This window comes from Endozoicomonas sp. (assembly GCF_031844845.1).
Lineage (GTDB): Bacteria > Pseudomonadota > Gammaproteobacteria > Pseudomonadales > Endozoicomonadaceae > Endozoicomonas.
Genome location: NZ_JAVRMB020000378.1, coordinates 1 through 16,245 on the forward strand (window position 1 = coordinate 1; position 16,245 = coordinate 16,245).

15 protein-coding genes are annotated in these 16,245 nt (G+C 49.0%); 12 read left to right on the forward strand and 3 right to left on the reverse strand.

Translation table 11 applies throughout. The features are described 5' to 3' along the window. The first annotated feature begins 540 nt into the window (after positions 1 to 540). Together RM811_RS20900 and RM811_RS20905 are read left to right on the forward strand one after the other, a co-directional pair. Positions 541 to 912 carry a nitrous oxide-stimulated promoter family protein gene (locus tag RM811_RS20900; protein ID WP_402527897.1) on the forward strand — a complete coding sequence of 124 codons (372 nt, stop codon included), beginning with the start codon at positions 541 to 543 and terminating at the stop codon, positions 910 to 912. 154 nt (positions 913 to 1,066) lie between these two features. Continuing rightward, complete coding sequence (locus RM811_RS20905) at positions 1,067 to 2,086, forward strand: baculoviral IAP repeat-containing protein (RefSeq protein ID WP_402527899.1); 1,020 nt, start codon at positions 1,067 to 1,069, stop codon at positions 2,084 to 2,086. A 99-nt stretch (positions 2,087 to 2,185) separates the two neighbouring features. Here RM811_RS20905 and RM811_RS20910 read toward each other — a convergent pair whose 3' ends face one another. Then, complete coding sequence (locus RM811_RS20910) at positions 2,186 to 2,446, reverse strand: hypothetical protein (RefSeq protein ID WP_402527901.1); 261 nt, start codon at positions 2,444 to 2,446, stop codon at positions 2,186 to 2,188. Positions 2,447 to 2,908: 462 nt separating this feature from the next. Here RM811_RS20910 and rsxA point away from each other — a divergent pair, with 462 nt between their 5' ends. The 8 genes from rsxA to RM811_RS20950 all read left to right on the forward strand — a co-directional run bounded on the left by rsxA (position 2,909) and on the right by RM811_RS20950 (position 10,819). Further along, positions 2,909 to 3,493: an electron transport complex subunit RsxA gene (rsxA, locus tag RM811_RS20915; RefSeq protein WP_402527903.1), complete on the forward strand. Its 585-nt coding sequence runs from the start codon at positions 2,909 to 2,911 to the stop codon at positions 3,491 to 3,493. A 56-nt stretch (positions 3,494 to 3,549) separates the two neighbouring features. Continuing rightward, positions 3,550 to 4,149 (forward strand): electron transport complex subunit RsxB, encoded by a 600-nt coding sequence (rsxB, locus tag RM811_RS20920; protein WP_402527905.1) that lies wholly within the window; start codon positions 3,550 to 3,552, stop codon positions 4,147 to 4,149. Further along, positions 4,146 to 6,404, forward strand: coding sequence for an electron transport complex subunit RsxC (gene rsxC / locus RM811_RS20925; protein WP_402527907.1), 2,259 nt, complete (start codon positions 4,146 to 4,148; stop codon positions 6,402 to 6,404). The genes rsxB and rsxC overlap by 4 nt, the downstream gene beginning before the upstream one ends. 138 nt (positions 6,405 to 6,542) lie before the next feature. Further along, positions 6,543 to 6,860, forward strand: coding sequence for a hypothetical protein (locus RM811_RS20930; RefSeq protein WP_402527909.1), 318 nt, complete (start codon positions 6,543 to 6,545; stop codon positions 6,858 to 6,860). Next, the gene (gene rsxD / locus RM811_RS20935; RefSeq protein ID WP_402527911.1) at positions 6,847 to 7,923 is read left to right on the forward strand and encodes an electron transport complex subunit RsxD; all 1,077 of its coding nucleotides are present in this window, start codon (positions 6,847 to 6,849) and stop codon (positions 7,921 to 7,923) included. Before RM811_RS20930 ends, rsxD begins: the two co-directional genes overlap by 14 nt. A 3-nt stretch (positions 7,924 to 7,926) precedes the next feature. After that, positions 7,927 to 8,673, forward strand: coding sequence for an electron transport complex subunit RsxG (gene rsxG / locus RM811_RS20940; protein ID WP_402527913.1), 747 nt, complete (start codon positions 7,927 to 7,929; stop codon positions 8,671 to 8,673). Next, positions 8,666 to 9,391, forward strand: a complete 726-nt coding sequence (locus RM811_RS20945) for an electron transport complex subunit E (RefSeq protein WP_402527915.1) — start codon at positions 8,666 to 8,668, stop codon at positions 9,389 to 9,391. Before rsxG ends, RM811_RS20945 begins: the two co-directional genes overlap by 8 nt. A gap of 165 nt (positions 9,392 to 9,556) precedes the next feature. Further along, positions 9,557 to 10,819 carry a hypothetical protein gene (locus RM811_RS20950; RefSeq protein WP_402527917.1) on the forward strand — a complete coding sequence of 421 codons (1,263 nt, stop codon included), beginning with the start codon at positions 9,557 to 9,559 and terminating at the stop codon, positions 10,817 to 10,819. A gap of 17 nt (positions 10,820 to 10,836) precedes the next feature. Here the strand turns inward: RM811_RS20950 and RM811_RS20955 are convergent, their stop codons facing one another. Next, positions 10,837 to 11,358 carry a YfiR family protein gene (locus RM811_RS20955; protein ID WP_402527919.1) on the reverse strand — a complete coding sequence of 174 codons (522 nt, stop codon included), beginning with the start codon at positions 11,356 to 11,358 and terminating at the stop codon, positions 10,837 to 10,839. Between the two features lie 27 nt (positions 11,359 to 11,385). Continuing rightward, positions 11,386 to 13,476 carry a TonB-dependent receptor plug domain-containing protein gene (locus tag RM811_RS20960; RefSeq protein ID WP_402527921.1) on the reverse strand — a complete coding sequence of 697 codons (2,091 nt, stop codon included), beginning with the start codon at positions 13,474 to 13,476 and terminating at the stop codon, positions 11,386 to 11,388. A gap of 216 nt (positions 13,477 to 13,692) precedes the next feature. On the opposite strand from RM811_RS20960, the gene RM811_RS20965 reads away from it, so the two are divergent. Both RM811_RS20965 and RM811_RS20970 read left to right on the forward strand, forming a co-directional pair. Beyond that, positions 13,693 to 14,322 carry a TetR/AcrR family transcriptional regulator gene (locus tag RM811_RS20965; RefSeq protein ID WP_402527923.1) on the forward strand — a complete coding sequence of 210 codons (630 nt, stop codon included), beginning with the start codon at positions 13,693 to 13,695 and terminating at the stop codon, positions 14,320 to 14,322. Between the two features lie 105 nt (positions 14,323 to 14,427). After that, on the forward strand, positions 14,428 to 16,245 hold a 1,818-nt coding region (locus tag RM811_RS20970), incomplete at its 3' end, for a molybdopterin-dependent oxidoreductase (protein WP_402527925.1).

Below are 16,245 nucleotides of genomic sequence, written 5' to 3' on the forward strand. Positions count from 1 at the left end.
CATGGTAATGATTGGACATGATGGCATAGGCACAGACTTCCATCGCAAAGATATTCACCAATAACTGGAGACGATCGATCACCCATTGCCGGCGGTGTTCGTAGTTGTTTCCCGAAAGGTGATCCTGACGTCAATTCCACGCCCGGCGAACACAGCGAGCGACAGATTGATAGTAGCGCTTACTCGCCGTATCGATCAGATTTCGCCGTGGGCTGGTCATGGGTTCTCCTGTCGGGATGAAATAGTCACAGGAAAAAAATAGTTCAGTTGTTTATTGAGTCAAGTTTATGGGTGTCCCTATTCAAACACCTATTAGTCAGTTTATGGGTGTCCCTATTCCACTATTCCAAACATTCAAACAGTTTATTGAGTCAAGTTTATGGGTGTCCCTATTCAAACAATGGGTGTCCCTATTCAAACACAAAGAGTCAAGTTTATGGGTGTCCCTATTCAAACACCTATTCAAACAAGTCCATTTGGAAATCATCAATAATTATGGGAATATGCCTGTCTCGAAACAGTGCAGGTTATGTTGTTTTTATGTCCCTCGCTCTCGAAGGCCCCCTGAAAGATCACCCCCGGCTGGTCCGTGAATATTTCACCGTTACCCGTATGGTTGAGCTTTACTGTCAGCATCACCACCAGCACCCAACTCTGTGTAATGAGTGCCTGTCCCTGCTGGCATTCAGCAAAAGGCGGCTTGAGCGTTGTATCTACGGTGCAGAAAAACCTACCTGTGCCAACTGTAAGGTTCACTGTTACAAACCGGACCACCGACAGCAGATTCGTGAAGTGATGAAATGGGCCGGCCCCCGCCTTCTTGTAAAACATCCTGTTCTGACCATCCGTCATCTTCTTGATGACCGGAAAGCAGCGCCTGAACACCCGAAAAGTCGAAACCGGCTGAATTAGCTAATTCAAACTTTCCGGGAAACCGGTATCGGTAGAATTTATGAATATACTGAATTTTCTATGGGTTCCCTTGATTGAAGGGAACTTTCTGGAGAGGTTTTAGTCCAACACATTATCAGAAAATAATTAGTAATTAGATTAAGGTGCAGTTGGAATGAATCAATACGGCAACTATAACCGAGAATATGATACAACTTACATGTGTGGACCTGCTCCGCAAGGTCGGTTGCAAGACAGTGTTCAGTATGGAACGAAAACCTATATAAACGGGCGACTTTATATCTGCTATCCACAAAATGAGACGGAACCGCAGCTAAACCGACCTCAACCCGGCTTTCCCTTTCTCCCACAATGTTTCAACGCACAACAATTAGCTACTCGTGACCCTCAACGCGCTCCCGTGCATAGTTATAATCAGCAATCCCATGTAGATACTCCTCAGCACCCACAGTTTCAATCAGAATTTTCCAGAATATCAACCTTCTGGGGTCATGAGCATAAATTCCCTCACCATACCCCACAAGCACTGGCTGAGGCGGGCTTCTTTCGTAAAAAGCACGCATCTGACGATAAAGTTTCTTGCTATTATTGCAATATAACTCTTCAGAACTGGGAACCAGCGGATGTTCCCTGGGTTGAGCACGCATCTTGGGTCAAAATAAATAAACGACAATGTAAACTGGTAAGTGATAAGCTGGCCGATATTGTCAGGCCGGAACAAAACTCTGGCAATGAGGCCGCAGCCTCATTCGAGACCGAAAAACAATCTGGACAGTATGACGATCAACACACAGATATAAAAAACAACCCTTCACTTATTATTGATAACTTCAAAAAGCAAGAACCCGACGGTTATCAAAAGCTGGAAAATATGTACGCGCAACGAGAAGGAGGAATGGTGCGTGTCGATAGTGCCATTGTACACTGGCATTATACCGAAAATAAGTCTGGTAAGAACCATCCCCGTGCAACCAGTATTATAGGCCTTCTCAATCAGCAGAACGCTCTAAATGGCAGCAAGGTTACACGAGCTGTAGAGCAGTCCTGTAGCATACATAAGAAACATTGCCAGACTTTCGATGATGGAAAGCTAGCTCTAAAGTTAGACTCCGAACAACAGCAAATAGATAATGATGAAAAACTTGCACGACGGCTCCAAAAACTTGGGATTTAGCAAGCTTAAGCTTTTTCCTGGCACTCCGGAAAACAACCTGGTAATAGCCATCCAATAAACAGCAGATGACGTTTGACTGATGGCCTATTAAGGCAGAAGCTAACCAGGCTCTGCCAGCAGTTCCTGCCATTCTGCATGCCACTTTTTCAGGTTTTTCAGGTAGCCGGTAACCTCGGCAACCTCCTCTTCCGTGGCACGCAGGGCATCCCCGTGGTTCTCAACTCGCCGGACCCAGCGCTCCAGCTTTTGGATTTCTTCTTCAGCAACCATCACCCTCACCGGCACCGAAGATATCTGCCGATAGTCAATATGACCGCTGTCGTGTTTTGGCACCATTGCCAGATTAATGCGTCCGGGCATAAGCACTCCTGTCGGTTGAATATCTGGAAGGGATTGCACATCACAGGACAAATGTCGTCAATTTATCCTGACATGCAGGTATTATAAATACCTGTAATCTGATCCGACAATAATAATGATCCGATAGTACACATTATCCGCTGTTCAACTTCTGGCCTTTTACCGTGGTTATCCACGGCAGCTTTCGTAGCCTTCACTACATGCATCCTGATAGCAGTGGCGTTATAATCCCCGCCTCCTGAAGCCAGGCGCCTCCGCCAGCACCTCAGGAAGCCCATTCTGAAAAAGCATCCAAGCCTGAGTTCAGGCCTATGGTTATAGTTATAGTTATTCTAAAAAGGTCTTTCAGCGTCATTTATCTGCTTTTCTCGGGAATATATACTTGGCGCCTTCCATCCGGTATCCAACGGCATTTTTATTGGCCGGCTCTTTCAATAGCCAGGCATTGCAACAGGGAAACCAATGAGCGAACTGATACTGATTCTGGTCAGCGCCATACTGGTCAACAACTTTGTGCTGGTCCAGTTTCTTGGGCTTTGTCCTTTTATGGGGGTTTCCAACAAACTGGAATCGGCCATGGGGATGTCGATGGCCACCACATTTGTGCTGACCCTGGCTTCTATCTGCAGCTATTTAACGTACAAGTACATCCTGCTGCCACTGAATCTGGAGTTTCTGAAAACCATTTCTTTTATTCTGGTGATTGCCGTAGTGGTGCAATTTACCGAGATGGTGGTTCGTAAAACCAGCCCTTTGCTGCATAAGGTTCTGGGCGTGTTCCTGCCACTGATCACCACCAACTGTGCAGTGCTTGGGGTTGCCCTGCTGAATACCAATCGTATGGATAGCTCCCTGGTGGACTCTGCCACCTACGGTTTTGGTGCCGCTGCCGGTTTTTCCCTGGTACTGGTTCTGTTTTCTGCCATGCGTGAGCGTATCGCCGCTGCGGATGTGCCAACGCCATTTCGGGGGGCTGCTATCGGTATGATCAGCGCAGGCCTGATGTCTCTGGCATTTATGGGTTTCACCGGATTGATCAGGTTGTGATGATGAAGAAAGTAAACATTGAAAGAGAAAGCGTTAAGGAGCGGTTGCGTTAATCCATGGAGATTGTTCTTTACGCTATTGGAGCCCTTCTGGCGCTTGCCCTGATCTTTGGGGCCATACTGGGTTTTGCCTCCATCCGCTTTAAGGTGGAAGGAAACCCGATTGTTGACCAGATTAATGAAATTCTGCCCCAGACCCAGTGTGGCCAGTGCGGTTACCCTGGCTGCCGGCCTTATGCGGAAGCCATCGCCAATGGTGATGCCATTAACAAATGCCCTCCCGGTGGTCAGGCGACCATTAACAACCTTGCTGATCTGCTGGATGTTGAGCCTGAGCCTCTGGATGCTGAACACGGGCAGGAATCGGTCACCAAAATCGCCTTTATTCGTGAAGCTGAATGTATTGGCTGTACCAAGTGCATACAGGCTTGCCCGGTGGATGCCATCCTCGGTGCCGCCAAACAGATGCACACCGTTATTGCCGATGAATGCACCGGCTGCGATCTCTGTGTTGAGCCCTGTCCGGTTGACTGTATAGAAATGCACCCTGTTGATGTAACCACTCGAACCTGGAGCTGGGCGTTGCCCCAATCGCATCATGACCAACCAGCCAATGGCAGCCTGATTGCCACGGATCGCAGGGGGCAAAAGGTATGAACCTGATAGCAAGCTCTGAGCGAAAAATCTGGCCGCTGATCGGCGGGGTTCATCCGGAACAAAACAAGTTTCAGTCAACCGGACGACCAATCGGTAACCCGGCACTGCCTAAAACACTGGTACTGCCGCTTTCCCAACATGCGGGTGCTCCCGCAGAGCCCATTGTCAGCGTGGGAGAAAAGGTGCGCAAAGGCCAGAGGATTGCCAAGGCATCCGGCTTTGTCAGCGCAGCCCTGCATGCCCCCAGTTCCGGTATTATTTCGGCGATTGAAAACCGTCCCATTCCCCATGCATCCGGTTTTTCTGACCTGTGCATTATCCTGGAAACCGATGGTGAAGACCGCTGGTGTGAACTGACGCCCATAGCCGACTATCGCCAGTTACCGCCAGAAGTACTGGTGGAGAAAGTTCGTGATGCAGGTATCAGCGGTTTGGGGGGAGCTGGTTTCCCCACCGCCATCAAACTGGTTCCAAATTCCCCAATCAACACCCTGATTCTTAATGGCACTGAGTGTGAGCCCTACATTACTGCCGACGATATGCTGATGCGGGAAAAGGCAGAGGCGGTTATTCAGGGCGCTGAAATTCTGCAATACATGCTCGGGGCTCAGGAATGCCTGATCGGTATAGAAGATAATAAACCGGAAGCTATCTCGGCAATGAGAGCAGCGATGCGTGAAGCGGCCAATGGCACAAAGATAGACATTGTCGTTTTTCCGACCATTTATCCATCTGGTGGTGAAAAGCAGCTAATCCAGATTCTTACGGGGCAGGAAGTCCCATCCGGTAAACTCCCTGCTGATTTGGGCATGGTGGTTCAGAATGTGGGAACCGCAGTAGCGATCAAAGAAGCCATCCTTGAAGGCAAACCTCTGATCTCAAGGATTACCACACTGACCGGTGATGCGCTGCAAGAACCTCAGAATGTAGAAGTGCTGATCGGAACGCTGGCGGAAGATCTTCTGCACCATGCGGTGCTTCAGGCGTCGGAATTATCAACACTGGTATTTGGTGGCCCCATGATGGGCTTCAGTGTTGACCGGCTGGACATTCCGGTCATCAAAACATCAAACTGCCTGATTGCCGGAACCCTGAAAGAGTTTCCTGATGCGCCCGATGCCCAGGCCTGCATTCGCTGCGGACTCTGTGCAGAAGCCTGCCCATCATCGCTGCTTCCCCAACAGCTTTACTGGTATGCAAAAGCTGAGAACCATGAGCAGTTGATGCATCACAACCTGTTTGACTGCATTGAGTGTGGCGCCTGCTCCTATGTGTGCCCGTCTGCAATACCACTGGTTCAGTACTATCGCGCCTCCAAAGGTGCCATCCGAACCCAGGAAGCCAAACATGCCAAGTCAGAGCGATCCAAAGAGCGCTATGAGAGCCGTTTAGCAAGACTTGAACAGGAAAAGGCCGGAAAAGAGGCCAAACGGAAAGCCAATGCCGAACGTGCCGCCAGACTAAAGGCAGCCAAAGCAGCAGAAAATCCGGGGAGTCCTGCGGAAGAAGACCCAATTCAGGCCGCCATTGCACGGGCTAAAGCCCGCAAAGCGGCGGCAGGACCATCGGCTGCTACTGCAGAAAAGCCAACACTGTCTACCAAACAGAAAGAGTTGAAGATTCAACTGTCCATGGCTAAAGCTCAGGCCAAAAAGACCGAACGGGCTCTCACTTCGGCAGAAGCATCCGGCAGTGAGAGTATTGAACAGCTGAAGTCTAATCTGAACATGTTAAATGAGCAGGTTACAAAGCTTCAGAAGGAATTTGACCAAAGCGCCCAGCCTGTCCCTGCTGCATCGGCCAGCACAGATACGCCGGTTAAAAAGGCTAACTCTGCACTTTCTGATGATGATGAGAAGAAGCGTAAGGTTGAAATGGCAATGGCAAAAGCAGCACTCAAGAAGGCTGAACGCGCTCTGGCAAAAGCCATCGAGAGTAACAATGAAAATACAGAGTCATTGAAACAATCAGTGGAAGAATGCCGGGAAAAACTAAAAAGCCTGGAGGCTGTGCCAGAACCCCCGGTAAAAGAAACCGCCAGCCCGTCAGCTAAAAAAGCCAGGGCTCCATTAAGTGATGAAACCAAGAAGCTCAAAATTGAAGTAGCCATGGCCAATGCTGCCGTGAAAAAACTTCAGCGTGCCATTTCCAACGCTGGAGATAATGACATAGAAGCCCTGAATCAGCAGCTGGCTGAAGCTGAACAAAAGGCAGCTGAAATGAAACAGGCACTGGAGGCAACCAGTGACAAATAATCCCGCCTCCTCGTTCCCACGCTCTGCCTGGGAATGCCTATCTATCCTGGCATGGCGGAAAAATCTGGTTTCCGTATGCATTCCCACGGAGGACCGTGGGAACGAGTTCGGAAATGAGACAGGCACTGGAGACAACCAGTGACAAATAATCCCGCCCTCTCATTCCCCCGCTCTGCGTGGGAATGCATACACCCGATCAATACGCCCATGCCGGAGAGGATGTCGCAAAAGGTCTTAAATGCCGATTCATACCACTGTCGTCTTTCCCGCGCAGGCGGGAATCCACCACGAACAGTGGATCCCCGCCTGCGCGGGAAAGACGGTTGGGTGTTTCTCGTTCCCACGCTCTGCGTGGGAATGCATACGCCCGATCAACACGCCCATGCCAGAGCATGGGAGCGAGTCCAGGCGGCTCAAATGAAACAGCCAAGTGGAAATATAAATGCCTTTGATTAACAGCAGATCGTCCATCACCCGGAAGGCACGGGAAACCTCCCCCCACAAGCTGGGCCAAAACACTACTCAGCGAGTCATGAGCCTGGTGGTGATGGCCACCATTCCCGCCCTGATCGCGCAGACTATCTTTTTCGGCTGGGGCACCTTAATCAATGTACTCTGGTGCTCTGTGATTGCTCTGGGCTGCGAGGCGATGGTTGTCACACTTCGCAAAAGATCCGTCAGCTTCTACCTGAACGATTACAGCGCCCTGGTCACCGGCCTGTTGCTGGGGCTGGCACTGCCACCCTTTGCACCTTTCTGGTTATCACTGATCGCCGTTTCCTTTGCCATGGTCATCGGCAAACACCTTTATGGAGGACTGGGTCAGAACCCATTTAATCCGGCCATGCTGGGCTATGTTCTGGTATTGATTTCTTTCCCCCGGGAGATGACTGCCTGGCTGCCCCCCATGGGCCTTGAAGGTCACAACAGCAGTCTTATGGATGCGGTCTTATCCATCTTCCCCTGGGGCAACACTGTGGATGCCATCAGCATGGCAACACCACTGGATGTCCTGAGAGAAAACAAGAGCCTGACCATCAATGAACTCTGGGAAAGCAACCCGGTATTTGATGGACTGGCAGGCCGTGGCTGGCTATGGATAAACCTGGCTTACCTGGCTGGCGGCGTCTTCCTGATCTGGCGGAAAGTATTCACCTGGCATGCCCCAGTAGGCATGCTGGCCGCTATCGCAGTAATGGCCACCCTGTTCTGGAGCGGCACCGGATCAGACAGCCATGGTTCTCCCCTGTTTCACCTGCTCAGTGGCGCTACCATGCTTGGAGCCTTCTTTATCATCACCGATCCGGTCAGTGGTGCAACCAGTAACCGTGGTCGTCTTATTTTCGGTGCGGGTGTTGGCATTATGGTTTACGTCATCCGAACCTGGGGTGGTTACCCGGACGGTGTCGCCTTTGCTACCCTGCTAATGAACATGGCCGCACCCACTATTGATTATTACACCCAGCCACGCACTTATGGCCACAGCAAGGCCAATAAAGGCCTGCCGAACAAGGACTGAATCATGAGTGACGGCAAAATCCCTTTAAAAGATACGACACCAGAGCCTTCAGCTGATAAAAAGCCTTCAGCTGATAAAAAGCCTTCAGCCGGTAACGGACTGATTCAGAGTATTTTTCGAAACAGCCTGGGTCTCGGTCTGTTTGCGGTGTTCACCGTGGGGTTGATCTCGGTGACCTGGATATTGACTGAAGAAAAAATCAAAACACAGGTTCGTGCCTATGAAGCCAGAGCCCTGATGGAAATTCTACCGGCAGATACTCACGACAATGTTTTGGTAGATTCCAAAATACAGTTAGAGCCATCCCGACTACTGTCCAGCCAGAATCAGCGCGAAGCCTATATTGCCCTTAATGATGGAGAAGTCTCTGCAGTGATACTGCCAGTGACCGCGCCTGATGGTTATAGCGGGCGAATTGAGCTTCTGGTCGGCATCAACCGGAATGGAACTCTGTCAGGAGTACGAGCGATTACCCACAAAGAGACGCCCGGACTTGGCGATAAAATCAACACCAATGTGACCGACTGGATTCTTGGCTTTGCCGGAAAATCACTGACTAATCCCGCTACTGAAGGCTGGGCGGTCAAAAAAGACGGTGGTGAGTTTGACCAGTTTACCGGTGCAACCATTACACCCAGAGCAGTGGTAGCAGCGATTTACCGGGCACTTCAATACTTCGAGGTAAACCGCAATCTATTGCTGGATCCTCTCAGAATAAACAACGCCAGCGAGGAGACCCGGGATGACTAACAATACTTCTCCAGCCAGCAATATTGCCAAGATCGCCCTGGATGGTCTCTGGAAAAACAACCCCGCCCTGGTTCAGCTACTGGGTCTCTGTCCACTGCTCGGAGTTTCAAGCAGTGTGGTTAACGCCCTGGGCCTGGGTGTGGCCACTATGCTGGTGGTAATGGGTTCAAATATTGCCGTATCACTTATACGACACCAGGTAACTGATGCCATTCGTCTGCCGGTGTTTGTCATGATCATTGCTTCATTCACCACCTGCATTGAGCTGCTTATGCAGGCTTACACTTATGAGCTTTATCGAATACTGGGTATTTTTATTCCGTTGATTGTCACCAACTGCATTATCCTGGGGCGAGCCGATGCCTTCGCCTCCAGAAATCCAGTACTGCCAGCCGCTCTTGACGGTTTGATGATGGGTACGGGATTTGCCGTTATCCTGGTATTGCTGGGTGCACTTCGGGAGCTGATTGGCCAGGGCACGCTGTTTGCCGGAATGGATCTGTTGCTGGGACCAGTTGCGGCTGACTGGACCATCACGGTTATCCCCAACTACAAGCAATTCCTGTTCGCTATTCTTCCACCTGGCGCATTTGTCTTTATGGGTTTTTTAATCGCCCTGAAAAACATCATCGACCGGCGTATGGAAGAGCGGCGCCAAGCCCGGGATCCATTGATACCTAAAACCAATAAGCGGGTACGGGTGACAGGGAATATCTGAATCCTGCCGTTACATCTTAATGGTTATCTACGCTATGAAGATAAATGCATAAATCTGAACTATTGCATGCTTTGGTGGTCTGAGAAACAAACATAACCATTAAGTACCCCTTGTGTGCGGTGCGCCTCTGGATTGAGGCGAGCCGAATCCAGTTTGGACTTTAATATGCAGCCACTTCTATCTTCAGCACCGACCGGTCGGTTACCGATAAGTCAACCGAATACGTCGGCAAGGGAAACTCCCGCTACTGATCATCTGGCATCACCCCAACATCTCAACAGCTTTGATCAGCTGATTCTCAATCACCAGAAATTAATACTTTCTGTGGTGGAGATGGTCAAGTGCCTGAAAACTTGCTTTAAAGACAACTCAGCGGATCACTTCGAAGAACTGGTTAATGAGTTTCAAATGACGAATGCGCAGGAACAACCTGATCATTTGAAAAAAGTAATATATGCACTTGAAGACTACTTTCCAACCAGCAAGATATACCGGCCAGACAGAAAGGAGCGATGGGAGGCAGGGGATGCACTGAAAGCTATCCGTAATCTGAGCAGGGCTGATAAAAAGTTATTAATTGAAACACTCAGGCTCTGCAATGTCGATGAGCCTGCCCCATTACAAATAAAGCCAGACAGCTATGTTTTTGTTTTAGGAGCCACAGTGCCAGAGATGCAAAAACGGCTAAACTATTTCTCCTGTGAATTTAATAAGCTACCAGATGCCAATAATTTGATACCTGAACGACTGGTTGGTGTGGTGTCATCAAGACCCCTCAATCCGGAAAAAGATAGATTAGAATGTGAAAGAACGAGTAAGCAATTTAAAGGTTGTTTGACAAGGCTTTCAGAACAGTTTCCTCATCTTAAAAATAATGAGATAACCGAAGCCCATGGTTTTATGGCGTTGGTCGATACGCTGTGCACCTTAAATTATGAACATTTGCTTTCCAACCTTCCCATTACGGTCAGCTATACGGGCCCGCTCTCCTATAAGCCACAAATTCTGCAGCCCAATGGACAGTACATGGTGCAGAGGGAAAGGAAAGAGCAAAGTAGCCGACCCAACACTGAAGCAACCATAAAGTCAGCACTGACCTCCCTGGATCTGCCGGAAGATGCTGATTTAGTACTGGTCAGCAGCCAACCCCATGTGGCAGCCCAACGGATAGCGGGTGAACGTGTAGCCGCATTTCTGGGTCTGGATCTCAGGATAACGGCCTGTGGCAGTAGAAAAATGCTGCAGGAAGACGATAGCCCCTCAATTTATCAGGCTATTGATGCCTTGAGGAAATCCATTCAGTTGCTGAACCCCAATTACCAAATCATCAGCAATCAGATCTCTGCCCCTAAAACCCTGACATTTTATTCGCATACTGTAGACGAATGGGAAATTCAAGAGAAAGTACCAGTGAATGCATTGGTATGAGAAGGAGAATAGCGCCTTTACTGAATCACTTTGGCAAGCTTCAGTAACTGGAATTTAACCAGAAGCCCTGCCTGCTTGACAGCGCCGAGATTGACAGCAAAGCGCACTTTGTCGTTTTCGGTATAAAGGCCAATCATGCCTCCGTTATGGGCAAACTCTTCACTATCCCCGATAGTCAGGATCGGCCACTGTTTCAAGCCACTCAGAACTTCGTTGATATCGCTCTGGTCAATATTCCGGATATAAAGCACATCACAGCGTTGTTTTAAGTCTAAACCCAGCTGTTGAGCATTTATCCTGATTTTGCTCTCTTTACCAGCCTGCCTGACAATGCCCCTCATCATATCCGAGAGTTCGTCAGAGCCGAGTGTGCAGAGATTAAGACGACCTTTTTTTTCTGGCCAGACTACAAAGTGGGTAATTTTATAGGCGACCACGGCCTTTACCCGCCCTTCATCCGCTTTGGGTACAGCGAGCACTGACGCTGACAGTAGCAACAGCGTCAGGCAGTAACATCGAAGACAGAATTTCAAGGCCATTTACCGATACTCTGACGTTAGAGAAACCTAGAATTGCCACTGTACCTGGGCGTACCAGGCTTCCTCGACTTCCGTTGCCGACAGCCCGGAGATATCTTCTTTAAACTCAAACCTTGATGTCTCAAACAGATTATTACCCACAATAGAAAATTCGATGCCTTTCTTGTATTGATGGGCAAGACGGAAATTGAGGCTGGTATATGCATCAACTTTGGCGCTTTTGTTTTCACCCATATAGCGAATCCAGGTGTCCAGTGTCCAGCGATTTGGAAGAGCCATCATGGAGCGAAGGTTGCCCGAGTATTTGGCGCTGAGTCCTTCGATGTTGGCTTCTGTTTGCTTGGTTAACGGCTGATTATCCTTACTGCTGGCATCCACCTGAAGCACCGAGACATCGGTTTTTATCCGCCACCAGCGAACTGGCTCCCAGTCCATGGCGACTTCGATACCGTAAGTTTTGGCGTTGAGGCTGTTGGCGAGGGTTGCGGGGAGTAAATAATAGGGTGGAGGGGTCCCAGGAAATACACAGACACCTTCGAAGGCGAATGTAGATTCAGAGCACTGAGTACTACTGGCCAGGCTATAAAGCCCCTTGTACTGGTTAAAAAATGAGGCAATATCAATACTTAACGAAGAGTTAAACTGCTGACGAAAGCCCAACTCAAATGCCGTTAATTCCTCGGATTCCAATTCTGGATTTTGATTCAGCCTTAAATAGGCTGGTTGAATCGGGCTTTCATCTATCTTATAAATCCCGTCCACCTCCGCCATCCTTTCCGATATCGAGGGCGTTCTCACAGCCTGAGACACAGAAGCCCAGGCAGTAGAGCGTTCATTAATATTCCAGGCAATCCGGGCATTAGGCTGAAATTCATAACCAGTGGCCGTGTGATGCTCAAGACGGGAGCTCAGAGTCAGATGCCAGTCCGGACTTAACCGAATCTCATCCTGAATAAAAGCACTGTATAAACGCTCGATGGGGTTCGAGTTATCAATGTTAACAAAGTTCATATCACTCAACTGATACCAGCTTGAGCGATACCCCAGCCCCCAGGTCAACTCCTGATTATCCAGCCATTGATAACGGTGCTGCGTTTCAATATCAAAGGTATCTCTGACGATAGTGATGCGATAGTCAGTATTTTCATAGCGATCATAGTAGGCCTTCATGGTAAAATCGCCCCGATCACTAGTTGACCGGTGCCAGTTACCAGTGATATGACCACCTTTCAGGTCTTTTTCTTTATCAGTCAATGGTTCTATTGTTGCCACCGGGATAGCTTCGCTGTCAAAAATAGACAATGGAGGCCGGGTCGTTCCCTGGAAAACAGCCCCATCAATAGAAAACTGATTCTCATCACCCTGCTGCCAGTCCATGCGGAAACCAAAGCGACTCATCTCCCAGTCATCCGCCGCCTCGCTGCCATCTTTCGGATCAACAAAACCATCTCGCTTAAAGGTTTTAAACCAGGCCCGATAGTGTCCATCACCGGTCAGTTGCCCGCCATAACGATAGCTGCCATAAAGCCGTTCTTCCGTACCCCCGCCCAGAGTCAGCAGAGAACCCTGGGTTTCTGCCGCGGATTTGGTGATGATATTGATCACACCGTTCATGGCATTGGCGCCCCATAAAGCGGCACCGGGCCCACGGATCACTTCAATACGATCAATATCTTCTATCATGGTGTCCTGGGCATCCCAGTTGACACCACCAAACTCGGGTGTATAGAGCGTCCGGCCATCCATCATCACCAGCAGCTTGTTGGAAAACACAAAATTAAAACCCCTGGCACTGACCGACCAGGTGCTGCTGTTCACTTGCTCCACCTGAACCCCGGGCACCATTCTCAGGGCATCAGGAATGGTTTTTACCCCGGACCGCTGAATATCTTCCTGAGTGACTACATAAATCGCCGCCGCAGAATCCATCAGCCTTTGCTTTTTCCGGGAAACGGAAGTGACCTCAAGAGTCATCACCTCTTCAAGACTCAGGGACAACAGCTCTTCATTAGAAAGCCCTCCATCAGATAACTCTTCCGTCACAAGCTCAGCCAGTACTGAAGGGGCTGATAACGTTAAGGAGGCTACCAGCAGTGCTGAAGTTAATTGAGGTTTCACATTCCGCTCCCTGGAAAAATCATCAAGTTTTCTGGCTCTTCCCTTGTGTCAATGCCCTTATGGCATCCCAAAAAAGGTTATTCTGCTTATCAGTCGGCCATCGTCCCTGAACCATAACCTTGTTCATACCTTCTACCTGTATGAAAATGACTTCGATGCCTGATGCCTATAGCTGGGCAAAAAGCCCGGTAAAAGTTCAGATAAGGATGTTTTCCCTTGCGTAAAGATACCCAACTCACCCGCCAGAAACTGGTGGATGCTGCCGAAAAACTGTTTGCCGAAAAAGGGCTGGAAAGCACCAGCCTGTTTGATGTACTGAAAGTGTCTGGTGTTAAAAACCGCAGCGCCCTGCAATACCACTTCAAAGATAAAGCCGGGCTGATCAACGCTGTTTTGAACAAACACTCCGGGATTATTGCTGACTATCGCTCACAAATGATTGACCAGCTTCAGCAGGAACAACAGTGGACTTTGCACCAGGTGGTGAATGTTATGGTGGCACCCCTGGCGGAAAAACTATGCCCTGATGCTGGAGGCCGGGAGTTTTTAAAAATTCACAGCCAACTGATGGTGTCTGAACAATACAGCCAACTGAGATTACAGCGTCCTGAACTCCAGTCTGAAGCAAAGCGTATCCAGTCCCTGCTATCTCCTTTTGTGAAAGATATTTCTGAACAGTCAATCCATGCACGCGTCGCTCTGATCGACTGTCTGCTGATTCATGGCCTGGCCCGCTACTTTTATATGGAAGAAGAAGTCAGCCGCAGATTCTTTCACCAGACGCTGGTGCAGAGCATCGTCGATATTCTCTCTCAACAAGAACCTGAGCAAGCACCACAAACTTAATAACATTTGATTAAATAAAATCATACGCCTATGATCGCCTATTAATAACAAATGCTTAATCAGCAGATACCTGCTGCTTATAAAAACAATAAGAGATCCGCAGTCATGAGCAGCACTCATTATCGTACCTGCCATTTGTGTGAAACCATGTGCGGCATTGCCGTGGAGTATGAAGGAGAGAAAATCCTCTCCATCAAGGGCGATCCCAACGATGTGTTAAGCGAAGGCAATATCTGTGCAAAAGCCACTGGGCTACAGGATGTCCATACCGACCCGGATCGCCTTCGAAACCCCATTCGGAAAATTAATGGTGAATGGCAGGATGTTTCCTGGGAGGAAGCATTTGATTACGCTGCCAAACAAATTGTTAAAACCCAGAGCCAATATGGTAAAGATTCTGTCGCCTCTTATTGCGGCCGCAGCACGGCCCATAACCTTGGAGCACTGCTGGGCGTTGCACCACTGAGAAAACTTCTCGGTTCAAAAAATATCTATACCGGCTCCACGGTTGACCAGATGCCCCATAACTTTGTCTGGCATTTTATGCTGGGGCATCAGTTTTTCGGCACCGTACCTGATATTAACCGCACTCATTATTATTTGATGCTTGGCACCAACCCAAAAGTATCTAACGGTGCCATGATGTCTACGGGAGCCAACCCCCAGCGCAAATTTGTCGATATTCATAACCGTGGTGGTAAAACCGTATTAATTGATCCACGACGAAATGAGTCTGCCTCTCATGTGAGTGAGCACCACTTTATCCGCCCCAACACAGACGCCCTGTTTCTGATTGGCCTGATTAAAACCATCTTTACCCGTGGACTGGCGACTCCTGGCAGGCTTGGCCCTCATATAAAGGGCTGGAAAACCATCGAAAGCCTTTTTGATGATATCGAGATAAACGACATCGAAGAGGTAACTGGCATACCGGTTGAGGTCATCGAAAGACTGGCTGAAGAGTTTGCCACCGCAGAATCAGCCATCTGTTATGGCCGAACCGGCGTGTCCATGGTGGAGTTTGGTGGGCTGTGCCAGTGGTTGATGCAGGTGTTGAATATCATTACCGGCAATATGGACGAACCCGGGGGTATGATGTTTCCTACTACCGCCATTGATTCCCTATCCCTTTCGGAGAGCAGCTGGGATCGCTATCGCAGCCGGGTCAGTGATCGACCGGAGTTCAGTAGCGAATTACCCCTGTGTGTTTTGGCAGAAGAAATTACCACCCCCGGTGAAGGTCAGATAAAGGGGCTGATTGCTATTGGCGGCAACCCGGCACTTTCAATGGCCAATGGCAAGGGTTTGGAAGATGCTTTTGACCAGCTGGATTTTATGATTTCCATTGATCCATACCTCAATGAAACCACACGACATGCTGATATTATTCTGCCGGCAGTGGGTCCTTTTGAGAAAAGTCATTACGATATGTATTACCACTTGTATGACACCATTAACTGGGCCAAATATTCTCCACGACTCTTTAAGCCAGAGGGCGAAGGCTATACCGATTTTGAAATCATACGGGAAATTCTCTCACGGATTCTGCAATTACGAGCTGGAAACCCACTGTCCAAAATAATGGTAAAAGCAGCGACCAGTCTGGTAAAGAAAACCATAACACCAGACCGAATTGTTAGTCTCGGCCTGCGTTTTGGCCCTTACGGCCCGGGCCTGAACCCGTTCAAAAAGGATGCGCTAACCCTGCAGAAACTGAAAGACAACTCAGGCGGTGTATTTCTGGGGCATTTGGAGCGCTGCCTGCCAGAAAAGCTGTTTACGAAAGATAAGAAGATTGATCTTGCCCCTGAGATTCTGGTCAGTGACCTGCCCCGGCTTAAATCCCGCTTTATTGATCCATTAAAAAACGACAGTAAACGGGTGAACTCAGAATTCGATTTAATGATTATCAGCCGGCTGACC

Bases quoted from the DNA above. Each gene is read 5' to 3' on its own strand.
- RM811_RS20900 (WP_402527897.1), top strand. From the start codon at position 541: ATGTCCCTCGCTCTCGAAGGCCCCCTGAAAGATCACCCCCGGCTGGTC.
- RM811_RS20905 (WP_402527899.1), top strand. From the start codon at position 1,067: ATGAATCAATACGGCAACTATAACCGAGAATATGATACAACTTACATG.
- RM811_RS20910 (WP_402527901.1), bottom strand. From the start codon at position 2,446: ATGCCCGGACGCATTAATCTGGCAATGGTGCCAAAACACGACAGCGGT.
- rsxA (WP_402527903.1), top strand. From the start codon at position 2,909: ATGAGCGAACTGATACTGATTCTGGTCAGCGCCATACTGGTCAACAAC.
- rsxB (WP_402527905.1), top strand. From the start codon at position 3,550: ATGGAGATTGTTCTTTACGCTATTGGAGCCCTTCTGGCGCTTGCCCTG.
- rsxC (WP_402527907.1), top strand. From the start codon at position 4,146: ATGAACCTGATAGCAAGCTCTGAGCGAAAAATCTGGCCGCTGATCGGC.
- rsxD (WP_402527911.1), top strand. From the start codon at position 6,847: ATGCCTTTGATTAACAGCAGATCGTCCATCACCCGGAAGGCACGGGAA.
- rsxG (WP_402527913.1), top strand. From the start codon at position 7,927: ATGAGTGACGGCAAAATCCCTTTAAAAGATACGACACCAGAGCCTTCA.
- RM811_RS20945 (WP_402527915.1), top strand. From the start codon at position 8,666: ATGACTAACAATACTTCTCCAGCCAGCAATATTGCCAAGATCGCCCTG.
- RM811_RS20950 (WP_402527917.1), top strand. From the start codon at position 9,557: ATGCAGCCACTTCTATCTTCAGCACCGACCGGTCGGTTACCGATAAGT.
- RM811_RS20955 (WP_402527919.1), bottom strand. From the start codon at position 11,358: ATGGCCTTGAAATTCTGTCTTCGATGTTACTGCCTGACGCTGTTGCTA.